The 14,029-nt window shown below is 53.5% G+C and carries 13 protein-coding genes and 1 tRNA gene; 2 read left to right on the top strand and 12 right to left on the bottom strand.

Annotated elements, in window-relative coordinates; all coding sequences use genetic code 11:
- Positions 1 to 74: 74 nt before the first annotated feature.
- The 3 genes from A4E19_07195 to A4E19_07185 form a co-directional block, all read right to left on the bottom strand.
- Positions 75 to 2,396 (bottom strand): hypothetical protein, encoded by a 2,322-nt coding sequence (locus tag A4E19_07195; protein OQW33121.1) that lies wholly within the window; start codon positions 2,394 to 2,396, stop codon positions 75 to 77.
- A 121-nt stretch (positions 2,397 to 2,517) separates the two neighbouring features.
- The gene (locus A4E19_07190) at positions 2,518 to 3,495 is read right to left on the bottom strand and encodes a phosphate-binding protein (protein OQW33120.1); all 978 of its coding nucleotides are present in this window, start codon (positions 3,493 to 3,495) and stop codon (positions 2,518 to 2,520) included.
- 176 nt (positions 3,496 to 3,671) lie between these two features.
- Entirely contained in the window at positions 3,672 to 5,009 is a 1,338-nt protein-coding gene (locus tag A4E19_07185; protein OQW33119.1) for a hypothetical protein, read from the bottom strand.
- Between the two features lie 281 nt (positions 5,010 to 5,290).
- On the opposite strand from A4E19_07185, the gene A4E19_07180 reads away from it, so the two are divergent.
- Positions 5,291 to 5,989: a hypothetical protein gene (locus tag A4E19_07180; GenBank protein OQW33118.1), complete on the top strand. Its 699-nt coding sequence runs from the start codon at positions 5,291 to 5,293 to the stop codon at positions 5,987 to 5,989.
- Positions 5,990 to 6,050: 61 nt separating this feature from the next.
- Entirely contained in the window at positions 6,051 to 6,473 is a 423-nt protein-coding gene (locus A4E19_07175; GenBank protein OQW33117.1) for a hypothetical protein, read from the top strand.
- A gap of 6 nt (positions 6,474 to 6,479) precedes the next feature.
- Here A4E19_07175 and A4E19_07170 read toward each other — a convergent pair whose 3' ends face one another.
- The 9 genes from A4E19_07170 to A4E19_07130 form a co-directional block, all read right to left on the bottom strand.
- A complete protein-coding gene (locus tag A4E19_07170; protein ID OQW33116.1) occupies positions 6,480 to 7,043 on the bottom strand; it encodes a peptide-methionine (S)-S-oxide reductase in 564 nt (187 codons plus the stop codon).
- Positions 7,044 to 7,479: 436 nt separating this feature from the next.
- Positions 7,480 to 7,860, bottom strand: a complete 381-nt coding sequence (locus A4E19_07165) for a hypothetical protein (protein ID OQW33115.1) — start codon at positions 7,858 to 7,860, stop codon at positions 7,480 to 7,482.
- A gap of 102 nt (positions 7,861 to 7,962) precedes the next feature.
- Positions 7,963 to 8,595, bottom strand: coding sequence for a hypothetical protein (locus A4E19_07160; GenBank protein ID OQW33114.1), 633 nt, complete (start codon positions 8,593 to 8,595; stop codon positions 7,963 to 7,965).
- Positions 8,596 to 9,610: 1,015 nt separating this feature from the next.
- Entirely contained in the window at positions 9,611 to 10,300 is a 690-nt protein-coding gene (locus A4E19_07155; protein OQW33113.1) for a hypothetical protein, read from the bottom strand.
- Between the two features lie 545 nt (positions 10,301 to 10,845).
- Positions 10,846 to 10,922, bottom strand: a tRNA-Arg gene (locus A4E19_07150).
- A 58-nt stretch (positions 10,923 to 10,980) separates the two neighbouring features.
- Positions 10,981 to 11,481, bottom strand: a complete 501-nt coding sequence (locus tag A4E19_07145) for a shikimate kinase (protein ID OQW33112.1) — start codon at positions 11,479 to 11,481, stop codon at positions 10,981 to 10,983.
- On the bottom strand, positions 11,478 to 12,332 hold the full coding sequence (locus A4E19_07140) for a shikimate dehydrogenase (protein OQW33111.1): 855 nt from the start codon (positions 12,330 to 12,332) through the stop codon (positions 11,478 to 11,480). Before A4E19_07140 ends, A4E19_07145 begins: the two co-directional genes overlap by 4 nt.
- Before the next feature lie 56 nt (positions 12,333 to 12,388).
- Positions 12,389 to 13,150, bottom strand: coding sequence for a hypothetical protein (locus A4E19_07135; GenBank protein OQW33110.1), 762 nt, complete (start codon positions 13,148 to 13,150; stop codon positions 12,389 to 12,391).
- On the bottom strand, positions 13,147 to 14,022 hold the full coding sequence (locus tag A4E19_07130; protein OQW33202.1) for a tRNA (adenine-N1)-methyltransferase: 876 nt from the start codon (positions 14,020 to 14,022) through the stop codon (positions 13,147 to 13,149). The genes A4E19_07135 and A4E19_07130 overlap by 4 nt, the downstream gene beginning before the upstream one ends.
- Positions 14,023 to 14,029 lie beyond the last annotated feature (7 nt).

Here is a 14,029-nt window from a genome sequence, read left to right as displayed (position 1 = left end):
CACGCGCCTGCGAACTGTGCCTGACCGGCTTCCAGCGGCCGGCCTCGAAAGTCGTCGTGCGAAACCCATCGCTACTAGAATTGGCTGTATTTCTCCCTCAGCCGTTGTCGTATCAATTCCGCTATCGTATTGAGGACGAACGTGGCCACAAAGAGGAGCAACCCCGCCAAAAAAAGCGTGCGATACAATGTCCCGCCATGCGGCGCCTCAGGAATCTCCACCGCAATATTCGCGGAAAGCGTCCGAAATCCGTTAAACATGCTCCAATCCATGATCGGGGTATTCCCGGTCGCCATCAGGACGATCATGGTTTCTCCAACGGCCCGACCGAGCCCGATCATCAAGGCCGAAAAAATCCCGGGGCTGGCTGAGATCAGGACGAGATGAACGAGGGTTTGCCACCGCGTCGCGCCGAGCGCCAAGGATCCGGCGATGAGATTCTTGGGGACGTTGGACAGGGCCTCTTCTGAAATACTGTAAATGATGGGAATGATGGCAAATCCCATGGCGACGCCCACCACGATGGCGTTCCGCTGGTCATAGTTCAGGCCGAGATACGTCTGCAGCCACGACTTATAATGGCCGCCGAATAAAACGGATTCCCACCATGCGTTGGTCTCAAGACACCCCCAGACAACGGCGATGATGATCGGCATCATGAGCAACGCCTCGACACCGGGCCGCACGCGATGCTTGAGGGAGGCCGGGAGCATAAGAAAGAGCCCGGTCGACAGGGCGATGGCCACGGGCATCATCAAGAGCATCCCCGTCATGGCGGGAAAGTTCCGCTCCAGAACCGGCGCAAACCAGAGACCGGCCAGAAATCCGAGCACCACGGTGGGTAACGCCGCCATGATTTCAATCGTGGGTTTGATCTTCGCCCGCAGATTGGGATGCATGAACATGGCGGTGTAGATTGCCGCCAATACCGCCAACGGCACCGCCAAGAGCACGGCGTAGACGGTCCCTTTGATGGTTCCGAAGATCAGCGGAGTCAGGCTGAACTTCGGCTCAAAGTCGTCAGACCCGCTCGAGGATTGCCAGACGAGTTTCGGTTGCTCATACCCCTCGTACCAGACCGGGGCGAACAAGGTGGCCAAGGTGATTTCCGGATAGGGATTCGTGATGTGATAGTGGACCAGTCGATGATCCTCGGTCAAGCTCACCACACCATCCGCTTTGGGAGCAAAATAGGTATTCCGGAGCCCTCCCCCTTGCGGCGTGAGCGTCAGCAACGTTTGTTCAGACGTCGAATGGTGGAGGCGGATTTCTCTCCCGGCGTCGGTGGTGATGAACCCCTTATCGCGTTGGGAAATCGTGATGTCGGTCACCGAACTTTTATGAGGGGCAAACCGATGAATGGCCGTCATATGGGTCGCATTGGTGCCCGGATGTTCCCGCACAGGCATCCACACGGCCACATGTCCCGCTGCCCCACCAACAACAAGACTCCGGTCGCCCATCAAGTAGGCAAGTGCTGTTACCGCTTCACCGGGCACGGAGGTCTGTGTCGTCTCGACCAGCACAGGCCTCCCCGGCTCCCGTAAGTCCATGTGGTACAGATTGCCCTCTTCCGTCCCGACGGCGAGAATTTCCGCACGACTCCCCAATGTCAGCGCTGTCACACGACCAGAGATGCTCGGCGTGAGATCGACCTGCGTGATCGACGTAACGGTGGTTCCATCGGCGCGGGAGGTGTTCCGGCTCGTGGTGAGCCAGAGATGGTGGTCTTGGAGCAACGCGGCGATCCGCACCTCGGATTCCGTGCTCTGATACGCCATCTTCACGACGGGTTGTGGCGTCGGTGCGACGGCGATCGGAGACCCGACCGTGACCGATGGAGAAATCGAACGTTCGTTATCTTGAAAGTCTTGTGTGAATTCGATGTTCACAGGAATGACACGTCCGTCTTCCGTGCCGATGGCCAGAGAATGACCCTTCCCCAACGCTCGCGCCAACGCGGTAACCGAGCCGTTCTGCACCAAGGAGCGCGAGGGAATTCCCGATACCGTGGACGTTGCTCCTCCTAAGAAGACGAACTCCAAGGAGTCACCGCGCAGCACATAGGCGAGCTCTTGATGTTCATCAATGCCGACGAGCGCGGCAGTCGATGGACGTTCAGGTGGAGAGAGGGCGATGGGTTCGGCCGAGGTCGCGTGGGGAGGCAGAAAGAGCGGAATGACTTCTTTGACCAAAAAAATGCACATTCCAAGAATGCAAAGGATGATGCTGATTCCGCCCGTCTTGATGATGAAACGTGCGGACCCATCGGTGATGGATCTGACTTGACGTCGGTTGGACAGTCCGCCGACAAGGGCCGTGGTCTGCATGGAACCTCGGCTCGGGGAAGGCTCTCCCTGAAGAACCGGTGTCGGCGTGAACGGCGGATCTGTCATACTGCGACCATGGCTTCCTTTCCCGACATTTCCGCTTTGTTATCCGACTTGCATGTTTCACTGGATCGTGAGCGACCATGAGCATGTCACGGTTGATCCGTTCCGGACAGTTGACTGAGGCCTACTCGATTTTTGCCAATTCTCTTTCAATCACGGATTGCGGAAGAGGGAAGAACCCGTCCTTGATGACGATCGCCTGCCCTTCTTTGCTGTACACAAACTTGATGAACTCCTTCACGAGCGGGTCAAGCGGCTTGTTGGGCGCTTTATTGACGTAGATCAACAAATGTCGCCAGAGTGGATAGGACCCGTTCAGGGCATTGGCCTGCGACGGCTCCACGAAAGGCGCACCCTCTTTTTCAGCTAATGGGATGGCCCGCACTCCTGATGTCAAATAGCCGATCCCACTGTACCCGATACCGGCTTGATCCTCCGTGATACCTTGCACCACGGATGCCGAGCCAGGCTGTTCTTTCACTTCATCCTTAAAGTCGCCGTTTTTCAGCGCATATTCCTTGAAAAATCCGTAGGTACCGGAGGCTGAGTTACGGCCATAGATACTGATCGGCAAATCCGCCACTTCGCCCTTCACTCCTACCTGACCCCACCGTTCGAGGTTTGCCGGAGCGCCAAATCGACGGGTCTTCGAAAAAATCGCGTCGACTTGGGCCATCGTGAATCCTCGGACAGAGTTGTCCTTGTTGACATAGACGGCCAGCGCGTCGATAGCGACCGGAAACGCGGTCGGTTTATATCTGAATTTTCGTTCAAAGGCATCGATCTCGGTATTTTTCATCGCGCGAGACATTGGCCCCAATTGCGCAGTCCCCTCGATCAGGGCCGGAGGTGCAGTGCTCGATCCCTTCCCTTCGATTTGAATCTTGACGCTGGGATATTGCTTACGAAACCCTTCGGCCCAGAGCGTCATCAGATTGTTGAGCGTATCTGAACCGATGCTATTGACATTACCGGATACACCGGTGACTTTGACGTAGCCTTTTAAAGCCGGATCCAACACAATTGCATCATCGGCATAGACCGATGAAAGCCCTGATGCAAGCGTCGCGAGGAGGGCTAGTGCCCCCAGGCTGCTCTTCATAGATGATCTTTCCATAGGTATTCCTTTCCTCATCCTGGTCCTTTTATGTAGATCCTATGCCCATGGCATCACGCAGGTGTTACCGCGATGTTACAACGGTGTTACATCTCCCAATTCTGTTGTTCATACGGACACTTTGAAGAAGCCGACTTACGGCTTCTTTAAGGTCGCCAGCGTTAGAAGTTATATTGCAATTGAGTCCGGACAATATCCCCCTCACGGATAAGGTAAGGCGCCGTCTGCGTATCAGTGCGTCTGCTTCTGGCATAGGCGATCGTGAACTCCAGAGCCTTGGTGAATTGCCACTCCATCCCGATTTCCCATTCGCGGACCACGTTGAACGGTGTATTGGTCCGGTGCTTCTTTCCGCCGCTGTATTCTTGATACCGTACATAAGGGATGATGGTATTCCAATCATTAACAACCCATCTATACATCCCTTGGACATAGCCGCCCTGAATGGAACCTTCCTCAATGGCTGTTCGGGTAGCATTCAACTGAGGACCATGGCCCCAATTCCATTCCGCTTGAAAACCAATCGGTTGAGGAAACAATACAAAATGCACGCCGACTCGCTCATCGAGAATGTTTCCGTTATTGACAAGTGCGGGAGTCCCTGGAAGACCGGTGCCTGAAGGAGCTCCCACATTGAACGTTCCACGGTATGCATCCGCGCCGAACTGGATAATTTGTCCATAGGGTAATTCCATGGGATAGGTGGCATGTACGACGACGTGCTTGTTGTCATTTCGTTCCGAGACATTGAGGGTTTGGCCGTTGTAGACCCCAATGCCTAAGAGGCCGTAGTCTCCAGACCCCTTGAGACCCGAATCGATCAGTCTTCGGAATAGTTTTCTGGTCTCATTCGGTGTGTAATAGAGGAACAATCCGAGGTCGCGCTCGCCATTTGCCGCGCTGTTGATTCCGTCGCTTCGGTCGAAGGCAAGCCGCTGTTGACTGGACTGGAGATTTTCGAACCCAAATGGAACCTTCGATTGCCCCGCTCGAATCCGTAATTCCTTTTTGTCTAAAAAGAGGAAGGGTACGGGCAGAAATATATCGGTATAGGCGTCGCGAAGTTGGACAAAGTTATTACTCTGATCCCCGGTCGTGCCCGGCACAGTGCCGGCAAATTCCGGTTGAATATAGAATGAGAGCCAATCCGTGATATCGCCTGAAAAGACGATGCGGACGCGGCGGAAGGCAAAGCCTGTATTATCGCGAATGGTGTTGTCGTACTCGCTCCGTATCGATTTATCTCCAGGAAGATAGCTATAGCGAGCTTGCACATAGCCTCGTATGCTGATCTTGTCGAACCAGTGTTTGATCGCTGACTGTTGTTGAACGATCGCCTCTTCTTTTTCATGCTCGGCTTTGAGCTTGAGCCATTCTTCTTTCGTGATCTGTCCTTTCTCGTAGAGAAGATCCTCCACTCTGGCTTGAGCCACATCGGCCTTCACGAATAACCCAAGACCAATCACACACAGGATCGCTGCAAGAACCCATCTCTTCATTCGATTACCTCCGTTTAGTCGGTCCTGTTCCAATAGCGTCGAAAGGAGTATCGGATGAGCGTTAACGCGTTTTTACAGACTTGTAACAAGTTTGTTAAATCATCTCCGATTCTGTTAAAAATGGATCATCGCGATCGTTTATACTTTAAACAGTACAAAGTTGGAGACTTGCAAGCGGATTTACAGCACCGTAATATTATTGATGCCTTATTCCCATAACTGTAGATAGGCAGCATAGCCCCCCTGGGCGCTAAAGGATGGATCGCGTAAGAAACTCTGGTGTGATTCTTCTCTCTGGCGTCGCTCTGCTGCTTTCCCTTATCGCCTGCCAGCATCGATCTTTTCCAACCATGACCATATTCGACGATCCATCACGTTTTGTCCGGCTAGAAGTAAATCGTACAGTGGGAGGAGGGCATGCTCACCCGGCCGACATCACGACAGATGAGATGATTGCGGTCCTGTCCGGTGTGATGATCGAAGAGCCGCCCGGCTTCCTGAGGTCGTTGTCCCTTTCGACTAAAGGTGACGAACCGCGGCAGCACCCGGCGTTCAATGAAGCAGAAATCAGCTTCTTTGCTCCGTTCTTGGCCGAAGGTTTAAAGACGGCGAAATCCGATCAGATCGTCACTTTCGGTCAAACCAGTCAAAAGGCCGCTTTCCTTGAAATAGCTTCAGGGGGAATGCTTGTAACCTCAGGCGGGCTGTTCATTAACGGCGACGAGCTGCATCTCATATTAGGGAACTATCGCTCGCCGGCAAACTATGCGCCGGATCCAGGAATCGGAGCTACGCTCGATGGTCGCTCAGCTCCGCTGCAACCCATTGCCCCACAGCGAACAACGCTGTATTTCGAACCGACCACGGCAGTGGCTCCATCACGGAAAAGCTTTTTGAGCCGTTTACTCGGACCAGATCGACACGAGATAGTCGTCCTATTCAAACAGCTGGCGGCCGGAACCGTAAAATCGGTCAAGTGATGGAAGAGGACGAATCTACAGCTGATGAGTCAAGCTGCGCCTGAAAAACTGCAGTACGGACGTGTTGTCAATTCCAGATCAAACCCATACCGAACCGCCGCTTTGGTCGATCGGCCTGGCGGCATTGATTGTTCTGCTTGCTCCTCTTGTCTTGTATTCGTTCGCTCCGACAGGTCCCATTCGAGAAGGCGATACGGTCTTCTCGCAGGGACAGCAGCAAGTCACAATCCAGCATATGGCTTCTGGTCATGAGCCTGCAGACAACACGTGTTTACTCGATCCGAACAGTCCTCTCATTGTCATCCATATCTCAGATACCGACGCCGACAGCTCAATCATTGCCCAAGTCCAAGGCAATCCGTCCGGCGAATGGCCTTTTTGTCCTGTGCATACCGAAGTGATGATCCAACCTCATCAGGTATTTCAGAAACCGGCGGTCTTTGGGAAGGTACGGGAGGTTTTGGTCGGACTATTCGATGAGTGAGTGCGGTTATGATTTGAGGCGGTGGGCAAACTGTTTTCTAAACTTGGCTACTTTTGGACCTACCACAAACTGACAGTACCCTTGGAAGGGATTTCGAGCAAAATATTCCTGATGATAGGGCTCCGCTTCATACCATTGTCCGGCGGGCACGACCTGAGTGACGATTGGAGCATTGTACAGTTTCTCGTCAGTTAGTGTTTTGATCAAGGTCTCGGTCGTCTGGAGTTGTAGTGGATCGCAGTAGAAAATGGCCGAACGATATTGGGTTCCCGTATCGTTGCCTTGTCGATTGAGCGTCGTGGGATCATGAATGACGAAAAAAATTTCGAGAAGCTCCTTATAGGAGACCTCCCGAGGATCAAAGGTGATACGTACGGCTTCAGCATGACCGGTCTGCCCTCCACACACGGCTTCGTATGTGGGGTGGTCCAGATGACCTCCGATGTAGCCGGACTCGACCGATTCCACCCCTTTTACCTGGTCATACACCGCCTCAAGACACCAAAAACAGCCCCCTGCCAGAATAGCGACTTCTTTCTCAGGAGAGATTGATGCTAATTCGTCGCCCATTTGTGTGATTGATCAAGTGACGTGTGGAATGCGTTCAGCGGCTGAAGGCCGACTACTCCTCTTCTTCCTCTTCGATATCCTCAATCCCTTCGTAACTCATTTCCGGAAACGAGGCCGAGGCCTTTTCACAGGCGGTTTCGACCATCTCTTCTGCATCCTCCGCCGAATCGGCATCGACCAAAAACTTCACGGTGATTGCATACCTCTGTTCCACTCCCGACTCCTTTCTTTGTCCTCATGCCGAGACTTTTTAGAATCCGGCATCAGTCTTTCCGTACTTTCTGACAGTTACGGTGGCCATGTCAACCATGTTTCGGCTACGCACGATGCGAATGCACGAGACCACCGAGCGAAGAGTTCGACGGAATCACACTGAGGCAACTTAGGAAGTCCTTAGAAGGCGGATGGTGGGTGCCTGAGAGCGAAAGGGAAAGACTTATTCGTCCTGTTCGAGTTCGGACAGGACCGTCTTGAGCTTCGCAAGTTCTTCTGGAGCGATACGCGAAAACGCAATCCCGAAACTATTGCCGTCAATCCAGCGTACGGTGGCTTCATCGACCCGCAGCGGCCAATCAAGGCCGGGAATGTGGAGTCGGCATTCGAACTTCGCACCTTGCTCCACCTTCATGTCACTTTCGATTTTACAACCGCCGGCGGAAATATCCAAAGTTCGCCCCTGTCCTTCCTGCTTCTGCCCGGAGAAGGTGCTTCGAAACTGCGTCGTGAATCTCGGCTGGATTCGACGGTCCTGCGAGCGAGGTTTAGCGGAAGTTTGATCAAGGGTGTCTGACTTGAAGAGAGACCCGAGCTTTTTCACGGAGGATTCCTCGTTCAGCGTCGCCGGTCTGAAGTGGTGCCGCAGATCGTTAAAAACATTTCTATGCCGCCCGCGGATGGCACTTCATGATGAAGCATCCTACTATTTGGTCGTGAGAAGCATGTGGCCGCGGCGGTTCTGCTGATAACAAGCTTCATCTCGCTCGAAGCAAAAGGGGCGTTCCTTCCCATACGATACGATTGCGACTTGCCTTGGATTCACCCCGATTTCCGCGAGATAGTTCCGAGCCGCCTTGGCGCGCTTATCGCCCAAAATCATGTTGTAGTCGGTAGTGCCTCGATCGTCACAATGCCCTTCGATTTTCAACAGAGATCCTGGATGATCCTTGAGGTACGCCGCATCATGATTGAGCGCTTCCATGCCTGCATCCGACAGGGTCCATTGATCATATCCAAAGAACACATCCTGCAACCCCGCCTCCACCGCCGCCTTCTCTTCTCTTGTCAGTTCGGCACGCTGACGCGCGCTGAACCCTGATGGATTCAGTGCCGCGGAATATCCGCCTTGCGCCAGCCGCTCCTCTGATGGATTACGGGAGAAACCGCTCAGTTCACCGCTTGAACCTCCGCGCGACATATTCGGGATCGATGAACTCCCGCTTCCGGATCCCCCTTGGCCCTCAGACTTGAGCCATTTTGTGTTACAGCCCTGGGTTGCCAACAAAGCGAATCCCAGCACTACCACGGCTCCGCACTTCGTCATTCCTCTATTCATGACTCTCTCCTCCCAGTTCCATCTTGATCAACTGACTCTAGCTATTTTCTGTACATCAATGAAACGAGGACCTTACGCTGAGCCTGCCTTGCCTCCTCTGCACGAACAAATATAGCACTGATGTTTAAAACTACTGTCTTACCGGGAGCTTAGCTGATCGGTGGAAGGATGCCTAATATTTTCCAATATTTGACGAGATGGCTCAGGATGAGGGTTCACTCAATAGGCAGAGCACTGAAGTGTCGAGGAGAAACAAGAAAACCGATGTTGAGAGGGAAGCAGTTAACCACGCTACGAGTATGCGCACTGCCCTTCGTTCGTTCAGCGATAGTTCTTTCGCTCAGACCAACGGGCCGGTTGCAGCACGGCTCCTAAACCAGCCAGCGCACAGATAAACAACAACATGGCTAGTGCGATCACGAGAAAGAATGCTGCTCTCATGTCGTGCAAAACGGGGATCATGGTACCTCCCTCTGCTTGCTCGAATCATTGACTGCGCCATCCACACTCACAGATCCACGGGCTCATTGGGTCCGTCTTTTCAAGTGGTCTCCCACAACAGGGACATTGTCTGGTCCAAGCAAACCGCTTCTTCTGTTCACAGTATACCGCTCCGAACGTCGATTGCTTTCTGTATCGGCGAAACATCTGAGCGGGATAACCTCTTCTCTGCATGAGCGTCATACTAGTGAAGTTCTACTGACAGGTCTATCCGGCTTTAGCGGAATAACCTGCAGAACATGCAATCCTAACATATTGATATAATGTGTTAATTTATCTTACTGCCCATCTAGGGGAATAATCATTGCTCTCCATCTGGTCGAGGCCACGTTCGCTGGATTCGGACAACACAACTGATGGGAAGGCTACACAGGCAGATGACTGAAAATCAAGACAGGAATTCGACAGCTAGTCTCCTGTGCTTGGATCATGGCGGTATACGACACAACGGATATCATTCAACTCTCTCAAGAGGTTTGTTCCTTATCTGTATTAGACCTTGTTCATCCGGTGGTTAGAACAACGGCTTCTTCCCGCCAGCCTTGACAATGGCATGGGTAAAGGCCCTCGAAAGACTTTCCAAAGTTGCAACGTCGCAGACAGGAATATACGCTTCCCCCTTCTTTTCGCCCGGTTTGTCCCTTGGAGGACGATCTTCGTACACAAGCTCCTCAAGACTGGTGACTTCTAATTTACCGGTTTTTAAGTCGTGCCTGGGTTTGCCTGGTATTGCAAGTGACGCCAGCCATTCGGTCACACATGCTCCACGGGCACAGCGTAGCCGAATACCATAGAGATTGACGTTTTCACCCTCTCGCTCCGGGAGCACATCCGGAGACAGTGCATTCAATTCAAACTGCTGAATTCTCTCTACCGGCGATTGGAGTCCGAATATCCCGCTTAATTTCCTTCGTTCATTCAAGCGAGTGACAATCCTCAGAGCTGACGGAGGCATAACCGTCACTTCCACCTTGGCCATCCTGTCCATATGCCAGAGTGATCCATCCTTCGCTATCATCCGTTGCAGACCACTGTGCATCGTTGCACAGGCTTCCCATGTATCCTTGATAAATTCTAACGTTTCCACCACCGTAGGTCCGTCAGTGCCCGATATATCGTTCGATGTCGCCCAGGCACTCGGCAGACTTGACATGAGAAAGAACAAGCAGATACTCAACTCTCTCGTTAGCCACTTCGTCATCATTCCCCTCACCTATTGTGGTTCTCCGGATGCTCGGCCACATGTTCCAACCCCTCCGACTTCTCAGTCTATCTGACTGGGATACGCTTGTGCTTAGCGCTGTGGAGGTCGATCCGGTGGCCAATCTCAGGCCTACGAGCCGTTGGCTCTTTGATGGTTATGGTCACGTGCTCATTCTACTTTATAACGTCCTGTCCCGCACATGGCATAGAACGAAACCGATGATTCGCCGTCAATCGATGAGGTCCATGACCTCATGATGGGGCGGATGTTCACCGAAGAGATCGCTTATCGGTCTATCAGCTCCTCAAGCAGATCTACCTGGCCGGCATAGCGAAGGCTACCTTCAACATCGATTTTTATCGGATCTTGTGCAGACCGGGATGGATCTTAATGGCTTATGAAAATTGCCGCATTACGGGCACCATAACCGGAGAGCCTGGGGGGCGGCGCGGAGGTCCTGGATCGGCTGCGGGCTCGGGTTAGCACAAAATTAGCACAGTCCGAGGGGTCGGCGAGAGGAGCGACGGCGTAAGTCCTTGAATCTATGGTGCGCCCGGCAGGAATTGAACCTGCGACCTACGGGTTCGAAGCCCGGCGCTCTATCCAACTGAGCTACGGGCGCAGATGGGTACATCAATCACGTTCTGGCAAGACTTGTCAAGGTTGAGTCGTTCAGACAGCTACAGTCGTGCCAAAATCTCATCGGTTACTTGCGTGACAGACTTTTCGTCCGTCTCAATGACATAATCCGCAGCGGCTTCATACTTCGGTGTGCGCTCACAAAGAACATCTTCTATTTCATCCACGAAAGATTTGGATCCCGTAAGGGAAGGCCGTTGTGAGTCCTGACCGATACGCTTTGCGATGGTGTTCACCGAGGCGGTCAACCAGAACAACTTTCCGGTTTCCTTCAACACTTCAACATTTCGTGGTCGAAGGATTGCTCCCCCACCCGTATCAATCACCAACCCTATCCGGCCGGACAGTTCTTGGCACACTTTGGTTTCGAGCTCACGGAAGTATTCCCACCCATTTGTTTCGACGATTTCCGGAATGCTTTGACCGACGAACTTCACGATCTCCGCATCGGTCGACACAAGGACACGTCCGAGTCGAGCCGCCAGGATCTTTCCGACCGTGCTCTTTCCCGTACCTCGATAGCCGATCAAGACCACATTCATCGGAAGCGGGATTCCAAGACCATGCGCATCACATCAACCGGAGCCGATTGATTGGTCCAGAGCTCAAATTGAGCGACAGCCTGATTGAGAAACATCTCCAACCCGGCAATCGTCTTACACCCCGCACGTTTTGCATCTTTCAGCAATCTCGTTTCGAGGGGATTATAGACGATATCCATAACGGAGAGATCGGCATGGAGAAGCGAAGCCGGGACACAAGAAACATCGATTTTCGGAGACATGCCGACTGGAGTGCAATGAATGAGCACGTGCGCGTCGGGAAGTACTCGCCGAAGGGTGGTTTCGTCAAGGTGAAAATCCTCGATCGTCAACATTGTCTCAGCGCGGACCTCCTGAGCCAGACTGGTCCGCTCGGAATCATCAATGCCTAGTAATGTCAATTTCTCCGCACCGGATTCCGCTGACAGCACGAAGGCGATCGCTCGAGCGGCCCCTCCGGAGCCAAGGACGACGATGCGTCGGCCCTGTAGCTCGACGCCGCTTTGCCGTAACGCCCTTAGCGCACCCGTCGCATCTGTATTGTACCCGGTCAACGCAGCCTTTTCGGCCACAATGGTGTTGATCGCACCGATTCGCTGTGCCGTCGGATCTACCTGATCAAGAAAGGAAATCGCCGCCACCTTATGAGGAATCGTCACGCTCGCTCCCCGGAAGTTCCCCAGTGCGCGAAGCCCTTTGATGGCATCGCCAATCGCTTCCACCTGCCAGGCAAGGTACACATAGTTGAGCCCTAATTTGCGGAACGCGGCATTGTGAATGGCAGGCGACAGTGAATGACCCACCGGATTGCCGATCACTCCGCAAAACTGTGTGTGCGCGTCAATGTCCATTCTTCACTTACTCTCCACTTGGAACGGGAAGTCGTTCCTGCTGATTGACGCAATATTTACCCTTTATATATGGTCATGCCCCCGTCAATCGGAAACGTCGCCCCGGTAATCCAGGCCGCTTCCTCCGAGGCAAGATACAGGACCATATTTGCCACTTCTTCCGGCGTCCCGGGGCGGCGAATGGCATATTGGGCAAGGATGGGCTGGAGCATATCGGGATTGGCCATCAGGGGAGCTGCCATCGGCGTATCAATCAGTCCCGGATTCACCACATTACAGCGAATCCCTTCCTTCGCATATTCGACCGCCAGTGCGCGTGTCATCGCATCCAGTGCGCCTTTGGATGCGGTATAAGCCGTTAAGCCGGAAAGACCTACTAAACTGGCAACTGACGAAATATTAATGATCGAGCCTCGTCCTTGCTTCTGCATGTGAGGGATGACGGCTCGCGTCATACGAAATACGCCGGTCACGTTGATATCAAACACGCGCGCCCAGGCAGCATCCTCGATCTCGTGAAGCTTCTTTCCAAACTCCCCGATTCCCGCGTTATTGACGAGGACATCGATCCGCCCGAAACTATCAAGCGTTCGACGGACCACGTCCTGCACGTGGACTTCGTCCGTCACCGAACCGGCAACCCCCAATACCTTTCCCTTATTGAGTCGGATGACACTGGCCACCCGATCCAATTCCTGTTGCCGGCGCCCCGTGATGACAACCGAAGCTCCCTCTTCGGCAAACCGTTTTGCAATCGCTTCGCCGATCCCGGCGTTGCCTCCCGTCACCACGGCTACCTTGCTTTCCAACCTACTCATACGCTCCCTTCCTCTTCCGCTTCGTCCGTGTCTTCTTGGCCTCCATCCGCAGATACTTTTCTCTCAGTCGTTGGCCCCAGGAGCCCCGGTTCGACCTTACGAGCCACCGTGATGAACCCAGAATGAGCCACCATGCGATGATCCGGACGCACACTTCTACCCTGCACCGACCAGGTTCTCAACAGGGTCTCAAACGTTTCGATCATCTCGAACACGGCCGTCCGTTCAAGTGCCTCCACCGTTTGCATGACCTGCGGAACGGTAGGGACAAAGCTCAGATAGATCCCGCCGGATCGAAGGGCTTTGGCTGCATGCGGGACGACCTGCCATGGTTCCGGCAAGTCAAGCACGACACGATCGAACGGTACCCCGTCATCTAGCAACTCGATCCCTTCATAGACGTTCCGTTGCAACGGAACAAGATTGGGTGGAGCTCCCAAATAACGTTCAATGTTGGTCAAGGCGGTCCGCGCAAAGTCTTCCCTGGCCTCGTAGGTCACGACCGTTCCTCTCGCCCCAACCGACCGCAGCAAGGCCATGGTCAATGCCCCAGACCCTGTGCCAGCCTCAAACACACGGGCGCCTGGATACACATCGGCCCACATTGGAATCAGTGCCAAATCCTTGGGATAGAGAACCTGAGCCCCTCGGGGCATCTTAAGTACGTAGTCCCCGAACGTGGGTCGGAGCGCCACCATTTTCTTGCCGCCGGACAGAGTGACGATAGATCCGTCGGGACGTCCGATCAGCGCATCATGGGCAATCTTCTGTCCACTGAATTGATACGTCTCGCCGGCTTTCAACGTGAGCGCGTACTGCCGTCTTTTTTGGTCGACCAAATGGATACGTTCACCATTGGCAAAGCAAGACATGCCGCGC

The sequence above is a fragment of the Nitrospira sp. SG-bin1 genome (assembly GCA_002083365.1).
GTDB lineage: Bacteria > Nitrospirota > Nitrospiria > Nitrospirales > Nitrospiraceae > Nitrospira_D.
The sequence above is the reverse complement of the archived record's forward strand: the minus strand, read 5'-3'. Positions and strand labels throughout refer to the sequence as shown.